Source organism: Paenibacillus sp. NPDC058174 (assembly GCF_042883865.1).
Lineage (GTDB): Bacteria > Bacillota > Bacilli > Paenibacillales > Paenibacillaceae > Pristimantibacillus.
Window position 1 is genome coordinate 564,051 of record NZ_JBHVUY010000003.1, and the last position, 16,588, is coordinate 580,638.

The following is a 16,588-nucleotide window of genomic DNA, read 5'->3' on the forward strand; positions in this document are numbered from 1 at the left end:
CCCCATGCAGTTGCAGCATGCTATACGTACCGTTGAATGCTGGTATTATCAACATCCAGCATTTTCCGCACAATATATGGGAATTGACACGGGTCACTTACTATTGTATATTGGAAGTCGTGTATTAACGATACAATGCAATAATTATATGTGTACCAACATAGAAATGAAATAAAAATCGATTGAAATCGTTTAATTTTCTCGCAATTCAATCGATTACTAATTATTTCTATTGTTAATAATGTAAAATTATTGCAAATATGGAAAGAACATCAGGGGAGGATATTCATGTTGAAGAAGAACAAACATGGCTTTAAACTTGTTTCTTTGCTTCTCGTGCTGGCCATTATTGCAGTTGGCTGTACACCGAAGAATGAAACGGGCAACTCGGGCAATGGCGGCGGCGAAGCTGCTGCAGGAAAGAAAGAATTCCGGATGAACCTGTCTGAACAGCCCCCTACGCTGGATCCTGCACAAGTACAGGACCAAGTATCTGCAACAGTACTTAACGGTATCTACGAAGGCTTGCTGCGCAAAGATGAAAAAGGCAATGACGTTGCCGGCATTGCGAAAGACTGGAAAATTTCCGATGACGGTTTGACCTATACATTCAATCTTCGCGATGATGCGAAATGGAGCAATGGCGATCCGGTGACAGCGAATGATTTCGTATTTGCCTGGAAACGCGTGCTTGACCCGAACCTCAAACCAGCTGCAGCAGCTTATGCTTACCAGCTGTACTACATCAAGAACGCTGAGAAATACAACACGGGCGCTGACGGTGTAACTGCCGACGACGTTGCGGTAAAAGCGGTTGACGAGCACACGCTCGAAGTAACGCTGAACTCCCCGACTCCGTACTTCTTGAGCTTGATGTCGTTCACAACCTACTTCCCTGTTCACCAATCGGTGAAAGACAACGAAGCATGGGCGACTGACGTGAAAACGATCATTACGAACGGTTCGTTCAAAATGACCGATTGGAAGAAAAACACGTCCATCACACTCGCTCCGAACGAGAACTATTACGCGAAAGACGACGTGAAGCTGAGCAAAGTATTCTTCACAATGGTTAATGACTCCGGTACGGAGCTTAGCATGTACCAAACGGACAAGCTGGACTACGCAGGTATGCCTACAGGCTTGATTCCGACTGAGCAATTCGAAACGTTGAAAAAAAGCAATCCTGACGAATTCAAAGTAAAAGGCACAGCGAGCATTTACTACTACATGTTCAACACGAAGCAAGCGCCTTTCAACAACGAGAAGATTCGCCAAGCGCTTTCGATGGCAATCAGCCGTCAGGATATTACGGATAAAATCGCCCTGGGCGGCGAAAAACCAGCATTCGGCTTCGTTCCTCCGGGCATCAAAGGCGAAACTGCTGACTTCCGTGACGAGCACAGCGATGCATACTTCACTGAAGATGTTGAAGCAGCGAAAAAACTGCTGGCAGAAGGTTTGCAAGAGCTGGGCCTCAGCAAAATGCCAACCGTTAAGCTTGCTTACAACACAAACGACAAGCACCAAAAAATCGCCGAGGCAATTGCAGCAATGTGGAAAGCAAACCTTGGTGTTGAGACCAGCATTGAGAATCAAGAATGGGGCGTGTTCATCGACAACCGGAACCGTCTGAACTATGAAGTGGCTCGCGGTGGCAACGGCGCGGACTATAACGACCCAATGACTTTCATCGATCTGTACACTTCGAAGAGCGGCAACAACAACACCGGTTTCGCTTCGAAAGAATACGACGATATGGTGAAAAAAGCTTACGCTACGGACAATCAAAAAGAGCGTATGGACGCAATGGCTCGCGCCGAGAAAATTTTGATCGACTCGCGTGCAGTTGCTCCGCTGTTCTATTACAGCAGCGTGTACATGATTAAACCGGGCTTTGAAGGCATCTTCATGGATTACAAAGGCGACATCGACTACACTCGCGGCAGCTATGTAGGCAAATAAGAAGCACGTCCATGGTTTGCGGGATATATGCAGCATTGACTGCATATATCCCTTTTTGAAATAAAAGGCTGTTTCTTAAGCCTTATTCCAGATGCTTATTACCAAGGAGGTGCCACGACAAGTGGTTCGCTATGTCCTTCAGAAGCTGTTGTTCATGATTATTTCGATTTTCGTGCTGGCTTCCGCTACTTTTTTCCTGATGAAAGCGATACCGGGCAACCCGTTTCAATCCGAGAAAAATGTGCCGCCAGCCATTCAAGAGAGGCTTAACGAGCAGTACGGGTTGAATGATCCTCTCGGCGTTCAATATTTGCATTACATGAACAATTTGCTCCACTTTGATCTTGGCTTGTCTATGAAACAGCAATATACGTCGGTCGTCGACGTTATTAAAAACGGCTTTATCTATTCGTTGCAGCTGGGCATTTTCGCGATCATTTTAGCGATTGCCGCAGGCATCGTTCTAGGTCTGATTGCTGCGCTTAACCATCGAAAATTTCTCGACGCCTTCACGATTTTTATCGCCGTGCTGGGCGTATCGATTCCAAATTTCGTCGTTGCCGCAGGTCTCCAGTATGTGTTTGGCGTAAAGCTCGGATGGCTTAGCGTAGCGGGTCTGAACGATCCGACCGACTTTATTTTGCCGGTTGTTGCATTGTCCTTCCTGCCTGCAGCCTTCATTGCAAGGCTTACGCGCTCCAGTATGCTGGAGGTGCTTACGGCCGACTATATCAAGACTGCGCGGGCGAAAGGCTTGTCAGGACGCATTATCCTGATCCGCCATGCGCTGCGCAACGCGATTTTGCCGGTTGTCACCTACGTTGGTCCGATGACAGCTAATATTATTACAGGCTCGGTTATTATCGAGCAGATTTTCGGGATCGGCGGCTTGGGCAAAAGCTTTGTCAACAGCATCACCAACCGTGACTACACGCTGATTATGGGCGTGACGCTGTTCTATGCGGTTATTCTGATGCTGGCGCGCTTCTTGACCGATATTGCGTACGGCCTTGTCGATCCGCGGATTAAACTGAGCAGGAAAGGAGGCTGACCGATGTCGGAGCATTCATTGCAAAGGGAAGATTTCGCAAAGCTTAGCAAAGAAGAGAAAGTGCCGGAAGTTGTCGTCCGCGAAAGTATTTCGGCTTGGAAGGACGCTTGGTTCCGGCTGCGTTCCAACAAAATGGCGATGGTCAGCCTTGTCGTTCTTGTGCTTATCGTCGTGATGGCGATTATCGGCCAATGGATTTCACCGCATGATTATTCGACGAATGATCTGTCGGCAACAAACCAGAAGCCGTCCTCCGACCATTGGTTCGGAACCGACGCCCTCGGCCGCGATATGTTCGCACGTACCTGGATGGGTGCGGGAATCTCGCTTCAAGTCGGCATTTATGCCGCGCTGGTCGATTTGTTCGTCGGCGTTATTATTGGCGGTATTATGGGCTACTACGGCGGCAAAGTCGACGAAGTGCTCAACCGTTTTTGCGAAATCTTGTATTCGATTCCGAGCTTGCTCGTCGTTATATTGCTTATTGTCGTTTTGGAGCCTAGCATGTTCACGATCATCCTGGCACTCAGTATTACCGGATGGATTAATATGGCGTGGATCGTCCGCGGACAAATTATGCAGCTCAAAAACCAGGAATATGTATTGGCCGCGCGTTCACTTGGCGCAAGCCCTGCGCGGATTATGTTTAAGCATCTTGTTCCGAACGCGGTCGGCGCGATTATCGTGACGATTACGATGACGGTGCCAAGCGCGATTTTCGCCGAAGCTTTCCTCAGCTTCCTCGGACTTGGCGTGCAGTCCCCTGCGGCGTCGCTCGGAACGCTGATCAATGACGCATTGAAGGCTATGACGATCTATCCTTGGCGGATGATTTTCCCGGCTGTCCTGATTAGTTTGACGATGCTTTGCTTTAATATTTTCGGAGACGGATTGCGTGACGCGCTTGATCCGAAAATGAAAAAGTAGGAGGTGCGACAGATGGAGCGTTTGCTTGAAGTCAATGATCTGCGAGTAAATTTCAAAGTTCGCGGCGGCACCGTACAAGCGGTACGCGGCGTCAACTTTCATGTGAATAAAGGCGAAGCAGTAGGCATCGTCGGCGAGTCCGGCTGCGGCAAGTCCGTAACCGCGCAATCGCTCATGCGCCTCGTGCCATCGCCCCCTGCCGTGACGACGGGCTCGATCCTGTTCAACGGTCAAGATATTTTGAAGAAAACGCCGAAGCAGATGGAGGATATCCGCGGCAAGGATATGGGCATGATTTTCCAGGATCCGATGACCTCGCTTAATCCGACGCTGACGATCGGCCGTCAAATTACAGAAGGCCTCATCAAGCACCAAGGCGTTAGCGCTGCTGCAGCGCGCGCCCGGGCGATTGAGATGCTGAAGCTTGTCGGCATTCCCAACCCGGAAGCCCGGTTCAGCCAGTACCCGCATGAATTTTCGGGCGGTATGCGCCAGCGTGCGATGATCGCAATCGCTCTGGCATGCAATCCTTCCCTGCTCATTGCCGATGAGCCAACAACGGCGCTGGACGTTACGATTCAGGCGCAGATCCTTCGCGTGATGAAAGACTTGCAGCAGCAAATGGGCACTTCGATCATTCTGATTACCCATGATCTGGGCGTTGTTGCCGACGTATGCGACCGCGTCATCGTCATGTATGCCGGTAAAGTGGTCGAGACGGGAACCAAATGGGAGATTTTCAAAAATCCAAAGCATCCGTATACGAAAGGACTGCTGCGCTCCGTTCCGCGTCTGGATCAGAAGAAGGACGAGCCGCTTATTCCAATCTACGGCATGCCGCCGGATCTCATCAAGCCGCCGAAGGGCTGCAGCTTCTGCGCCCGCTGCGACGAGGCAATGAAGGTTTGTGTCGACAACGATCCCGAGCTGCTCGCTGTAGACGGTAATGAATCGCATAAATCGGCTTGCTGGATGGCTCATCCTTATGCGACCAAAGCCGAGGAGGTGCCGGTATGAAGGAACCTCTAGTTCAGGTCAATCATTTACGCAAGTTTTTCAACCTTGGGGGCGGCAACATTCTCAAGGCGGTCAACGATATCGATTTCTCGATTCATAAAGGCGAGACAGTTGGCGTTGTTGGCGAGTCCGGCTGCGGCAAATCGACGGCGGGCCGTACGATTCTCCGGCTGTACGAGCCGACAAGCGGCGGCGTAACGTTCCAAGGCGAGGACATTTACAAAATGAAGGGTGCGAAGCTGAAGGCTTTGCGCCGTGACATGCAGATGATCTTCCAGGATCCGTACGCTTCGCTTAATCCCCGTATGACGATTACGGATGTCATCGGCGAGGCGCTCGACATTCATAACCTTGCAGGCAGCCGCACTGAGCGGAAACGCAAGGTAGAAGGTCTGCTTGATCTCGTCGGCTTGAACCCGGATCATGCGACGCGTTATCCGCATGAGTTCTCCGGCGGCCAGCGGCAGCGTATCGGGATTGCCCGTGCGCTTGCAGTCGATCCGAAGTTTATTATTGCGGACGAGCCGATTTCGGCGCTGGACGTTTCCATTCAGGCGCAAGTCGTCAACCTTCTTCAAGATTTGCAGCGTAAAATGGGTCTGACCTACTTGTTCATTGCCCATGACTTGTCGATGGTTAAGCATATCAGCGACCGGGTTGCTGTCATGTACTTGGGCAAAATCGTTGAGTTTGCTGAGAGCGGCGATTTGTATTCGCGTCCAGCGCATCCGTATACACGGGCGCTGTTGTCAGCGATTCCGATTCCCGATCCTGAAGTCGAGGAAAGCCGGGAGCGCATCGTACTGGCAGGCGATTTGCCGAGCCCGATCAACCCGCCAAGCGGCTGTCAATTCCACACGCGCTGTCCGATTGCGACGGAGAAATGCAAAACCGTTGAGCCAGCGCTGCTGGAAATCCGCAAAGGCCATTTTGCTTCTTGCCATTACGCGGAAGTATAATCGCGTAATCATTCGTACCATCAGCCTTGCAGGCCGTTTCGGGATGGAAACGGTCTGCAAGGCTTTTTTCATGAAAAGAAACAGATCGTTAAATTCGTCTCATAGCGGCATGAATAGCCAGCGTTATGATAAAATAAAGCAAATTCATCTTCCAATAATATGGAATAACGCTCAGGAGGTCATTCATGTCGCCGATTTGGGTCGTATTGTGCATTGTGCTAATTATTGTTGTACTGCTGCTGCTTGGACGCAGCAAAGGCCGTTCAAGAACCGTAATGATGAAGCCTTTCCGCTGGCCGTCTGAACAACCGCCGGCCGCTCTCGGCGTGCCGGCCGGGCATCCTGCGCGTTCTGCCGCTGAAAGGCTGGAGAGTGGGCTGGGTATCGATTTCGAAGGCCGGATCAAGGATCGCGTATTGAAGAACTCGCCGAACATGGGCGATGACGAGTGGAACTGGACTTGGTTCGAGCTGAAGCGGTATTTTCTCATGTGCGCGATTATGAAAGGCGTACCGATGTACAGCGGGAAAGTGGATGCGGTCTGGCATGAAATGCTGATGTTTACGCGAGAATATGAAGGGTTCTGCAGCAAGCTTTGCGGCGTTATGATTCATCATGCTCCGCATGGTCCGAATGATGCTCCGGAGCAGGGCGAGCGCGCCTGGTTCGACTGGGTGTACGGCGAATTGTTCACGCAAGCTCCGGCCAGCGGCCGCCTATGGGGGAGCTTCTACCGGGCGAAGCTGCCGGAGAGCCGGCTTAAGACGCTTGCTGAGCTTGAGGCTGGCGAGCTGCGCGAGAAATGGTTCAATGCCAATGTATTTAGCAGCTTCCAGGATTTGAGTGAAACGGCTGATTATTTAATCCACCGCGCCAAGTCTCAGCTTCGCAGCGCAGGTCAGGATGCACCCGGTACATCCTCATGGCGGGGCGGGTACGACCCCATGCTTGGCGGCACGGGCATGCTTGCCGGTCTGCTGGTCATTAATTCGGTCACCTCTAGCGACAGTGAGTTTATCCGGCATATGGATGAGGCCCAGACGGAGGAGCAGCGCCAATCTAACGATAGCGGCGTATTCATTCCGCCGGTCTGCGGCTCCGGCTCGGATCATTCCGGCTCCGATCATTCGGGCGGAGACGGCGGAGGAAGCGATAGCGGTTCCTCTTGCAGCGGAGGTTCGTCCTCCTGCGGCGGGGGAGGCTGCAGCAGCAGCTAGCATCGCTGAAATCTCAGGATGCAAGGCAGTCGCTACAGTGATATAATAAACGGGATTGTGCCCGGAAAAAGAAAATAGATGTATTTTACAGGAGGAATTAAGCTTCATGAACAAATTGGTCATCTGCGACCATCCGTTGATTCAGCACAAGCTGACTTTCATTCGGAACAAAGACACAAATACGAAAGACTTCCGCGAATTAGTCGACGAAGTCGCTACCCTAATGGCATATGAAATTACGAGAGACATTCCTTTGGCTACCATAAAAGTACAGACTCCAGTGGCAGAGACCGATGCCAAGGTCGTATCCGGCCGCATGATCGGGCTTGTGCCGATTCTTCGTGCTGGACTTGGCATGGTTGAAGGCATTCTGAAGCTTGTACCGGCTGCAAAAGTCGGACATATCGGCTTGTTCCGCGACCATGAGACGCTGCAGCCTTCCGAATATTATATCAATCTGCCTACTGATGCTCCTAACAGACAGCTCATTGTTATTGATCCAATGCTGGCTACAGGCGGATCTGCGATAGCGGCAATTAACGCTTTGAAGAAACGTGATTGCGACCAGATCAAGCTGATGTGCCTGATTGCAGCACCGGAAGGCGTTAAAGCCGTTCAGGAAGCCCACCCGGATGTGGACATTTATTTGGCTGCACTGGATGAGAAATTGAATGAAAAAGGCTATATCGTACCGGGCCTCGGCGATGCCGGCGACCGTATCTTCGGAACAAATTAGCGCGCGGCAGCGACAACTGATACTAGGAGTGAATCGTTTTGTCTAAACTGAAAGTAATGACGATCTTCGGAACACGTCCGGAGGCGGTTAAAATGGCTCCGCTTGTGCTTGAATTGAACAAGCATGCGGACCAGATTGAGTCCATCGTCTGCGTTACGGCGCAGCATCGCCAGATTTTGGACCAGGTGCTGGAGTTTTTCGAAATTCAGCCCGATTACGACTTGAACGTGATGAAGGACCGCCAGACGCTGACGGAGACAACCGTACGCGTGCTGGAGGGGCTTGATCCTGTCCTTGCGGAAGCCAAGCCGGACATCGTGCTCGTGCACGGCGATACGCAGACGACTTTTTTGGCCAGCTACGCTTCTTTCCTGAAGCAAATTCAAGTCGGCCATGTCGAAGCAGGGCTGCGGACGTGGAACAAGCTATCGCCTTACCCGGAGGAGATGAACCGCCAGCTCGCAGGCGTGTTGTCCGACGTGCATTTTGCCCCGACGGAATGGTCGGCGGACAACCTGCGCAAGGAGAATAAGTCTGAATCTACTATTTATGTGACGGGCAACACGGCAACCGACGTATTCCAATACACGGTTGATCCGTCCTTCTCGCATCCGGTCATCGAATGGGCGAAGGGCAAACGGATGATTCTGATGACGGCACATCGCCGCGAAGCGCTGGGCGAACCGCACCGCAATATTTTCAGAGCGGTCAAACGGATTGCCGACGAGCATGAGGATGTGGCGGTTGTCTATGCCGTTCATCCAAATCCGGCAGTACGGGAGCCGGCGAATGAAATTCTCGGCAATCACCCTCGTATTCAGTTGATCGAACCGCTTGATGTTTTTGAATTCCATAACTTTTATCCTCATGCCTATATGATTATGACTGATTCCGGAGGCATGCAGGAAGAAGCGCCGTCCTTCGGCGTGCCGACGCTTGTGCTTCGGGATACGACAGAACGTCCTGAAGGCATTGATGCAGGAACGCTTGAGCTTGTCGGTACGGACGAAGAGAAAGTATACAGCCGGGCGAAGGCGCTGCTGAACGATGGCGCACTGTATGAGCGGATGAGCCATGCGGCGAATCCATACGGTGACGGACAGGCTTCAGCCCGCATTGTACAGGCGATTTTGTATCATTTTGGGAAAAATGTCGAGCGTCCCGAGCCGTTCACACAACGTTCATAAATAACATGCTTCATGCCGGATGAAGGCGCAATGTACAGCATACAGTGGTACTGTATGGTTTTGCCGTCGGGAAAGTCTTTATTTATCAAGGCTTTTGGCGGTTTTTTCATAGAAAATTCGCAGTTATATTAATTGACAAACCTTGCGCCGCTTCGATAAAATATATGAGGATTGACAGGGGTATGATCATGAATAAAAAGAGCAGAAGGGACAATCCGTTGTTCGCTGCCGGAATGGTTGGCGCACTCGGTTTGCAAGTCGCTGTATGTATCTTTTTAGGCTACTGGATCGGATCTTTGCTCGGACGCCGTTTAGGCGACGAGAAGGGTTGGACGGTCGGGGGCATCCTGGTCGGTCTGGCTGTCGGTATACTCTCAGCCATTCTGCTCGTTAAGAAGGTTATGGAGGAAGCCGATGGATAAAATAGTTAACACAGCAGTGCGGGCGGTCCTTCTTATAACTGCGGGTTGTCTGGTAGTTTGGGCTTTGGTTCCCGGATGGCGCACAGTCGTTCTCGGTCTTTTACTGGGACTGGCAGCGAGTTCCTTGAATGCGTTTTTATTACGGAAACGCGTGGAACGTGTCACTCTTGGAGCCGCAGGTATGGGGCCAAGCAAGTCGGGTCTCGGACTCGGTAGCCGGATTGCGACGGTGCTGCTTGTCGCGATGATTGCGTACCGTTTACCGGAGAAGTTCAACATGCCGGCCGCGTTAATCGGTTGTATGGTAGTACCGTTTATACTATTAGCAGCAGCTTATTACTTCAACAAACGACAATCATAGCGAAAGGGGTGAAAATTTTACATGCATGAATTTCCCATATGGCAGCTTGGACCGCTGCAGATTGACCTCGCTACGTTAATTGCAATTCTGGTTTCCGGAATCGTAACGTTTGTTGTTGCTAGATTGGCGGTTCGAAACTTGTCGGTGGACAACCCGTCGAAGATGCAGAACTTCCTCGAATGGGCTGTCGATTTCGTGCACAACCTTATCGGTAGCGCGATGCCGCTTAATCGGGTGAAGCCGTTCATGTCGCTCGGCTTGACGCTAATTATGTTCATTTTTATCTCTAACTTGCTTGGTCTTCCATTCGGTATCGTGACGGAACCCCATCACGCGTATGAGAACCTGGGTATTACGAAAGAGATGCTGGAGCATGGTCACGTAGCGATTGCTTGGTGGAAATCTCCGACAGCGGACATTTCAGTAACGGCGGGTCTGGCGATTATCGTTTTCGTAATCGTACATTTCCTCGGTCTGAAGCAGAACAAAAAGCATTACCTGAAGCACTACTTCCAACCGTATCCGATCTTCTTCCCGATTAACTTAATCGAGACGATTTCCAAGCCGGTAACACTGGCATTGCGGTTGTACGCGAACATTTTCGCAGGTGAGGTTCTGATCAGCACGATCTTGATGATTGGCTGGTTCGGTACGCCGTTCCTGATCGCATGGCAAGGCTTCAGTTTGTTTGTAGGTGCGATTCAAGCGTTCCTGTTCACCATGCTTACGATGGTATACATCTCGCAAGCAGCTATTCATGACGAAGCGGAACATCATTAATACACGTTTGACACCCGAGCTCCATTAAAGGTTTGGGTTGGTTATAGAAATTCCAAAAAAAACGATATTTTTCGAGGAGGATTTTCACAATGGAAGTATTGGCAGCAGCATTAGCAGTAGGTTTGGGCGCAGTTGGCGCTGGCGTAGGTAACGGTCTGATCGTTAGTAAAACAGTTGAAGGCATCGCGCGTCAACCAGAACTGCAAAGCAAACTTCAAACAACAATGTTTATCGGTGTAGGTATCGTCGAAGTAGTACCTATCATCGGCGTAGTTATCGGCTTCTTGGCGTTCTTCAGCGCTTAATTGAACATTCGCGACTGGCGGGGAAGGCCTAGCCCTCTTCGCCTTCGTTATGATTTAGACAATTCTGTGGTGAGGAAGGAGTGGCAACAATGGGTTGGCATTGGGAATCTACAGTAATCGCGATGGTTGCGTTCGGGATTTTGTACTGGTTGTTGAGCAAGTACGCGTTCGGACCATTGTTCAGCATTATGGAGCAGCGCAGACAACTAGTGCTGGAGCAAATGAATACGGCAGAATCCAGCCGCAAACAGGCTGAAGCAAATATGGCTGAGCAGAAGGCGGCGCTTGATCAAGCTCGCAAGGACGCTTATGACATTATCGAGCAAGCTAGAACGACTAGCACGAAACAAGCTGACGACATCGTTCAAACGGCGAAAACGGAAGCGACTCGTCTGAAAGATGATGCTTTGAAAGATATCGAAAGCGAGAAAAACAAAGCGATCGCTGCGCTTCGTACAGAAGTTGGCGGTATCTCGGTTAAAATCGCATCGAAAATCATTGAGAAGCAGATCGACGAAAAATCTCAGGAGCAGTTGGTTAATCAATACCTGAAAGAAGTAGGAAGCAAATGAGCCGGGACACAGTCGTAGCGAAGCGCTACGCTAAAGCATTGTTCGAGCTCGCTCAGCAGGATGGCATTGCAGCAGAGGTTGAAGATCAGTTGAAGCTGATCGTCGATGCTCTGGCACAAAACGAAGAAGTCGTGAAGTTTCTTTCCTTCCCAAGCATCGATCCGGCAAACAAAATCTCGGTTTTGAAATCGACATTTGGCGACAACGTATCCAATCTTGTATTGAATACGCTTGAATTGCTAGTCGTTCGCGGACGTCAGGATGTTATTGCGGAAGTCTATGAAGCCTTCACTAAAATTGCGGGCGAGGTTCTTGGTCAAGCCCATGCAACGATATATGCCGCTACTCAGCTGTCCGTAACAGAATTCACGGACGTTGTGGCTCATTTCAGCCAAGTAACCGGCAAAAAAATTATTGCTCAGCAAATTGTAGAGCCTTCATTGCTCGGCGGGGTGCAAGTGCGCATCGGCGACCGTCTGTACGACGGAAGCTTGTCCGGCAAGCTGGATCGTTTACAAAAATCGTTTAAGTAGATAGGGGTGAACGAATTGAGTATCAGACCTGATGAAATCAGCACGCTGATTAAACAACAGATCGAACAATATAAATCCGACATTCAAGTCGTCGACGTCGGTACCGTAATTACTGTCGGTGACGGTATCGCCCGCGTTCACGGTTTGGAGAATGCGATGCAAGGCGAATTGCTCGAATTCGCTAACGGTGTTGTGGGTATGGCGCTTAACTTGGAAGAAAGCAACGTGGGTGTCGTTATCCTCGGGCCTTACAAGGATATTAAAGAAGGCGACCAAGTTAAACGTACGGGCCGCATCTTGGACGTACCAGTTGGCGAAGAGCTGCTGGGCCGCGTAGTTAACCCGCTGGGCCAACCGCTTGACGGCAAAGGTCCAATCAACACGAAGCATACTCGTCCGATTGAATCTCCGGCACCAGGCGTAATCGATCGTAAATCGGTTCATGAGCCAATGCAAACAGGGATCAAAGCAATCGATGCGATGGTACCAGTAGGCCGCGGCCAACGTGAGCTTATCATCGGTGACCGTCAAACGGGTAAAACGACGATCGCAATCGATGCGATCATCAACCAAAAAGGCAACGGCGTGAAATGTATTTACGTCGCTATCGGCCAAAAACAATCCACGGTTGCAGGCGTTGTTGAAACGCTTCGCAAACACGGCGCGCTTGATTACACAATTATTGTAACTGCTGGCGCTTCGGATCCGGCTCCACTCTTGTACCTGGCTCCTTACGCTGGTTGCTCGATGGGCGAATACTTCATGTATAAAGGCGAGCACGTTCTCGTTATTTATGATGACTTGACGAAACAAGCGGCAGCATACCGCGAATTGTCCTTGCTGCTGAAACGTCCTCCGGGCCGGGAAGCTTATCCGGGCGACGTATTCTACATTCACTCCCGTCTGCTGGAACGCGCAGCTAAGCTGAGCGACGCGCTGGGCGGCGGTTCCTTGACGGCTCTGCCTTTCATTGAGACGCAAGCATCCGACGTATCGGCTTACATTCCAACAAACGTAATCTCGATTACAGACGGTCAGATCTTCCTGGAAGCCGACCTGTTCAACTCCGGCCAACGTCCGGCAGTAAACGTAGGTATCTCGGTATCCCGTGTAGGCGGCTCCGCTCAAATTAAAGCAATGAAAAAGGTTGCCGGTACGCTCCGTCTGGACCTCGCGGCATACCGTGAGCTTCAAGCGTTCTCGCAGTTCGGCTCTGACCTTGATAAATCGACGCAAGCCCGTCTGAACCGCGGCGCTCGCACGATGGAAATTCTGAAACAAGGTGCTAACCAGCCGATGCCGGTTGAGAAGCAAGTTATCTCGATCTACGCTGCAGTTAGAGGCCACCTGGACGAAATTCCGGTTGTTGACATTTTGCGCTTCGAGAAAGAATTCCACGCGTTCCTCGACTCCAACCATTCCGAAATCGGCGAATCGATTCGCACGAAAAAAGAAATGGATGCAGACACCGAGAAAGCTTTCATCGAGGCATTGAATAAATTCAAGAAAAGCTTCGCAGTAACAGAAGCTTAAATGAGAATCGCCTGACGCCCGTCCTGCATTGTACGGGCGTAGGTTCCATGCTCAACACCAGGCCCTGTGCATCGCGCGAAGCGCGGACCGGGCATCAAAGGCGGGTGAAATGAAATGGCTAAAGGCATGCGCGAGATTAAACGCGAAATTAAGAGTAAACAAAGCATGAAGCAAATCACGAAAGCGATGGAGATGGTTGCCGCATCCAAGCTGAGAAAAGCTCAGGAAGCAGCAGTAGCATCCCGTCCTTACGCAGATAAGCTGAAAGAAGTGGTAGCTAGCATTGCAGCCGGCTCGAAGGATGCGAAACATCCAATGCTGGAGACGCGTCCGGTCAAGAAAACGGGTTATCTCGTTATTACGTCTGACCGCGGCCTCGCAGGCGGCTACAACTCCAACATTTTGCGCAAAGTTACGCAAACGATTCGCGAGAAGCATAAATCGACAGACGAATACACGTTGTTCGTTATCGGTCGTAAAGGCGCGGATTATTTCCGCCGCCGCAATATGCCGATCACCGAAGACGTTATCGGTTTGTCCGATTCGCCTACGTTCGCCGATATTAAATCGGTTGCTTACTCCGCAGTCAAGAACTTCACGGAGGGCACGTATGATGAATTGTACTTGTTCTATAACCAATTCGTGAACGCAATCACTCAAATTCCGACAGAGACCCGCTTGCTGCCGCTTGATGAAGTTAGCAGCAATACGGCTGTATCCTCTTACGAGTACGAGCCTTCACCGGAGGGCGTACTGGAAGTGCTGCTGCCGAAATATGCGGAGACGCTTATTTACAGCGCGGTACTGGACGGCAAAGCGAGTGAGTTCGGCGCGCGGATGACTGCAATGGGCAGCGCGACGAAAAATGCTAACAAAATGATTAACCAGCTGACGCTGACGTATAACCGAGCTCGTCAAGCAGCGATTACCCAGGAAATTTCCGAGATCGTTGCGGGAGCTAATGCACAATCGTAAGACTAATGCTGCGCCATACCGTTTATGCGTTTAGCGGGAGCGGTATGGTTTTTGCAGAACATGAGGAACCAGGAGGGAAAACCATGAAAAAAGGACGCGTTGTATCCGTCATGGGTCCGGTCGTCGATTTAGAGTTCGAACGCGGCAACCTGCCGGAAATTTTGAACGCTGTCAAAATCAAGGAGAATGGCGAAGCAGGCGGAGTTCCAATCGATCTGACGCTTGAAGTAGCTCTTCATCTGGGAGACAACATGGTTCGTGCTGTTGCAATGAGCACAACTGATGGTCTTGTACGCGGTATGACCGCAACTGACACAGGCGCACCTATTACGATTCCAGTTGGCGCACCAACATTGGGCCGTGTATTCAACGTTTTGGGCGATCCAATTGACCAAGCGGGCGATGTGAAATCAGAAGTTAATCTTCCTATTCACCGCGAAGCTCCAGCATTCGATGAATTGTCAACACAATCGGAAATTCTCGAAACTGGCATTAAAGTTATCGACTTGCTTGCTCCTTACGCAAAAGGCGGTAAAATCGGCCTGTTCGGCGGCGCTGGCGTAGGTAAAACGGTAACGATTCAAGAGCTTATCAACAACATCGCTCAAGAGCACGGCGGTATTTCCGTATTCGCTGGTGTAGGCGAGCGTACTCGTGAAGGTAATGACCTTTACCACGAGATGAAAGATTCCGGCGTACTGAGCAAAACAGCGATGGTATTCGGACAAATGAACGAGCCTCCAGGCGCGCGTCAACGCGTTGCACTGACAGGTCTGACGATGGCTGAGTACTTCCGTGATACGGAAGGCAAAGACGTATTGTTGTTCGTCGACAACATCTTCCGCTTCACGCAAGCGGGCTCCGAGGTTTCGGCCCTTCTTGGCCGTATGCCATCCGCGGTAGGTTACCAGCCAACGCTGGCAACTGAAATGGGTCAATTGCAAGAGCGGATCACGTCGACGAAAAAAGGCTCGGTTACTTCGATCCAAGCGATCTACGTACCTGCCGATGACTATACGGACCCGGCTCCTGCTACAACGTTTGCTCACTTGGATGCAACGACAAACTTGGAGCGTAAAATTTCCGAGATGGGTATTTTCCCGGCGGTAGATCCGCTCGCATCGTCGTCCCGTATTCTGAGCGCCGACATTCTCGGTCAAGAACACTACAACGTTGCTCAAGGCGTTAAGCAAATCTTGCAACGCTACAAAGAGCTTCAAGATATTATCGCGATTCTGGGTATGGACGAGCTGAGCGAAGAAGACAAACTGACTGTTGGCCGTGCACGCCGCATTCAATTGTTCTTGTCGCAACCGTTCCACGTTGCTGAGCCTTTCACAGGCCTTGCAGGCAAATACGTGCCGGTTAAAGAATCCGTACGCAGCTTCAAAGAAATTCTCGAGGGCAAACATGACGACCTTCCGGAAGAAGCTTTCCGGTATGTAGGTACGATTGAAGAAGCCGTGGAGAAAGCCAAAACGCTGTAATAGCGAAAGGCGGGAGGAATCCACATGAGTACGTTTTTGGTAGAAATCGTAACACCGGAGCGCAAAGTGTACGCAGAAACAGCTAACATGGTTAGCGTTACGGGCGTGGAAGGCGAGCTCGGCATTTTGCCGAATCACATTCCGCTTGTTACGGCGCTGCGTATTGCTCCGATTGTGATTAAACGTGATAACAAAGTGGACGTTATCGCGGCAAGCGGCGGCTTTATTGAAGTCCGTAAGGACAAAATCGTTATTCTTGCCGAGAGCGCTGAGCTCGCGACAAATATCGATATTAGCCGTGCGCAATCCGCGAAAGAGCGTGCCGAGCAGCGTCTGGCTGCAAAGCGCGACGAAATCGATTATCGCCGGGCAGAGCTTGCTCTGCAGCGCGCGATGAACCGGATTAACGTCACTCAACGTTAAATTTGATTAAGCACCGTTCAAGTCTCTTTAATGAGCTTGGGCGGTGTTTTGCATTTGAGGCCCAAAATTGAGGCTCCGGGCGTTTGACAGTATCGGCGCTGTATCTCACAATGGAGTTTAAGGAAACTGAAATGTGAA

Annotated in this window: 18 protein-coding genes; all 18 read left to right on the plus strand. The window is 50.7% G+C overall.

The features are described 5' to 3' along the window. Positions 1-288 precede the first annotated feature (288 nt). Positions 289-1,965: a peptide ABC transporter substrate-binding protein gene (locus ACFVVF_RS18605; protein WP_387812777.1), complete on the plus strand. Its 1,677-nt coding sequence runs from the start codon at positions 289-291 to the stop codon at positions 1,963-1,965. Positions 1,966-2,086: 121 nt separating this feature from the next. Then, entirely contained in the window at positions 2,087-3,016 is a 930-nt protein-coding gene (locus tag ACFVVF_RS18610; RefSeq protein ID WP_387812779.1) for an ABC transporter permease, read from the plus strand. A 3-nt stretch (positions 3,017-3,019) separates the two neighbouring features. Beyond that, positions 3,020-3,943: an ABC transporter permease gene (locus ACFVVF_RS18615; RefSeq protein ID WP_387812782.1), complete on the plus strand. Its 924-nt coding sequence runs from the start codon at positions 3,020-3,022 to the stop codon at positions 3,941-3,943. Between the two features lie 12 nt (positions 3,944-3,955). Beyond that, positions 3,956-4,960, plus strand: coding sequence for an ABC transporter ATP-binding protein (locus ACFVVF_RS18620; RefSeq protein ID WP_387812785.1), 1,005 nt, complete (start codon positions 3,956-3,958; stop codon positions 4,958-4,960). Continuing rightward, positions 4,957-5,919 (plus strand): ABC transporter ATP-binding protein, encoded by a 963-nt coding sequence (locus ACFVVF_RS18625; RefSeq protein ID WP_387812788.1) that lies wholly within the window; start codon positions 4,957-4,959, stop codon positions 5,917-5,919. The genes ACFVVF_RS18620 and ACFVVF_RS18625 overlap by 4 nt, the downstream gene beginning before the upstream one ends. A gap of 185 nt (positions 5,920-6,104) precedes the next feature. Beyond that, the gene (locus tag ACFVVF_RS18630) at positions 6,105-7,136 is read left to right on the plus strand and encodes a glycine-rich domain-containing protein (protein WP_387812791.1); all 1,032 of its coding nucleotides are present in this window, start codon (positions 6,105-6,107) and stop codon (positions 7,134-7,136) included. A gap of 106 nt (positions 7,137-7,242) precedes the next feature. After that, positions 7,243-7,872, plus strand: a complete 630-nt coding sequence (gene upp / locus ACFVVF_RS18635; protein WP_042170236.1) for a uracil phosphoribosyltransferase — start codon at positions 7,243-7,245, stop codon at positions 7,870-7,872. Positions 7,873-7,910: 38 nt separating this feature from the next. After that, positions 7,911-9,059 carry a non-hydrolyzing UDP-N-acetylglucosamine 2-epimerase gene (gene wecB, locus ACFVVF_RS18640; protein WP_387812795.1) on the plus strand — a complete coding sequence of 383 codons (1,149 nt, stop codon included), beginning with the start codon at positions 7,911-7,913 and terminating at the stop codon, positions 9,057-9,059. Positions 9,060-9,247: 188 nt separating this feature from the next. Next, positions 9,248-9,481, plus strand: a complete 234-nt coding sequence (locus ACFVVF_RS18645) for an AtpZ/AtpI family protein (RefSeq protein ID WP_387812797.1) — start codon at positions 9,248-9,250, stop codon at positions 9,479-9,481. Then, positions 9,474-9,842, plus strand: coding sequence for an ATP synthase subunit I (locus tag ACFVVF_RS18650; protein WP_387812800.1), 369 nt, complete (start codon positions 9,474-9,476; stop codon positions 9,840-9,842). The genes ACFVVF_RS18645 and ACFVVF_RS18650 overlap by 8 nt, the downstream gene beginning before the upstream one ends. A gap of 21 nt (positions 9,843-9,863) precedes the next feature. After that, positions 9,864-10,622, plus strand: a complete 759-nt coding sequence (gene atpB / locus ACFVVF_RS18655) for a F0F1 ATP synthase subunit A (protein ID WP_387812803.1) — start codon at positions 9,864-9,866, stop codon at positions 10,620-10,622. Between the two features lie 89 nt (positions 10,623-10,711). Then, entirely contained in the window at positions 10,712-10,927 is a 216-nt protein-coding gene (gene atpE / locus ACFVVF_RS18660; RefSeq protein ID WP_042170229.1) for a F0F1 ATP synthase subunit C, read from the plus strand. Positions 10,928-11,016: 89 nt separating this feature from the next. Beyond that, positions 11,017-11,499: a F0F1 ATP synthase subunit B gene (gene atpF / locus ACFVVF_RS18665; protein ID WP_188892298.1), complete on the plus strand. Its 483-nt coding sequence runs from the start codon at positions 11,017-11,019 to the stop codon at positions 11,497-11,499. After that, positions 11,496-12,032, plus strand: a complete 537-nt coding sequence (locus ACFVVF_RS18670; RefSeq protein ID WP_387812808.1) for a F0F1 ATP synthase subunit delta — start codon at positions 11,496-11,498, stop codon at positions 12,030-12,032. Before atpF ends, ACFVVF_RS18670 begins: the two co-directional genes overlap by 4 nt. 15 nt (positions 12,033-12,047) lie before the next feature. After that, entirely contained in the window at positions 12,048-13,565 is a 1,518-nt protein-coding gene (gene atpA, locus ACFVVF_RS18675) for a F0F1 ATP synthase subunit alpha (RefSeq protein ID WP_387812811.1), read from the plus strand. Positions 13,566-13,679: 114 nt separating this feature from the next. Beyond that, the gene (gene atpG, locus ACFVVF_RS18680) at positions 13,680-14,540 is read left to right on the plus strand and encodes an ATP synthase F1 subunit gamma (RefSeq protein WP_188892295.1); all 861 of its coding nucleotides are present in this window, start codon (positions 13,680-13,682) and stop codon (positions 14,538-14,540) included. Positions 14,541-14,623: 83 nt separating this feature from the next. Continuing rightward, positions 14,624-16,027: a F0F1 ATP synthase subunit beta gene (gene atpD, locus ACFVVF_RS18685; RefSeq protein WP_387812814.1), complete on the plus strand. Its 1,404-nt coding sequence runs from the start codon at positions 14,624-14,626 to the stop codon at positions 16,025-16,027. A 24-nt stretch (positions 16,028-16,051) separates the two neighbouring features. Continuing rightward, positions 16,052-16,450 carry a F0F1 ATP synthase subunit epsilon gene (locus ACFVVF_RS18690; RefSeq protein WP_387812817.1) on the plus strand — a complete coding sequence of 133 codons (399 nt, stop codon included), beginning with the start codon at positions 16,052-16,054 and terminating at the stop codon, positions 16,448-16,450. Positions 16,451-16,588 lie beyond the last annotated feature (138 nt).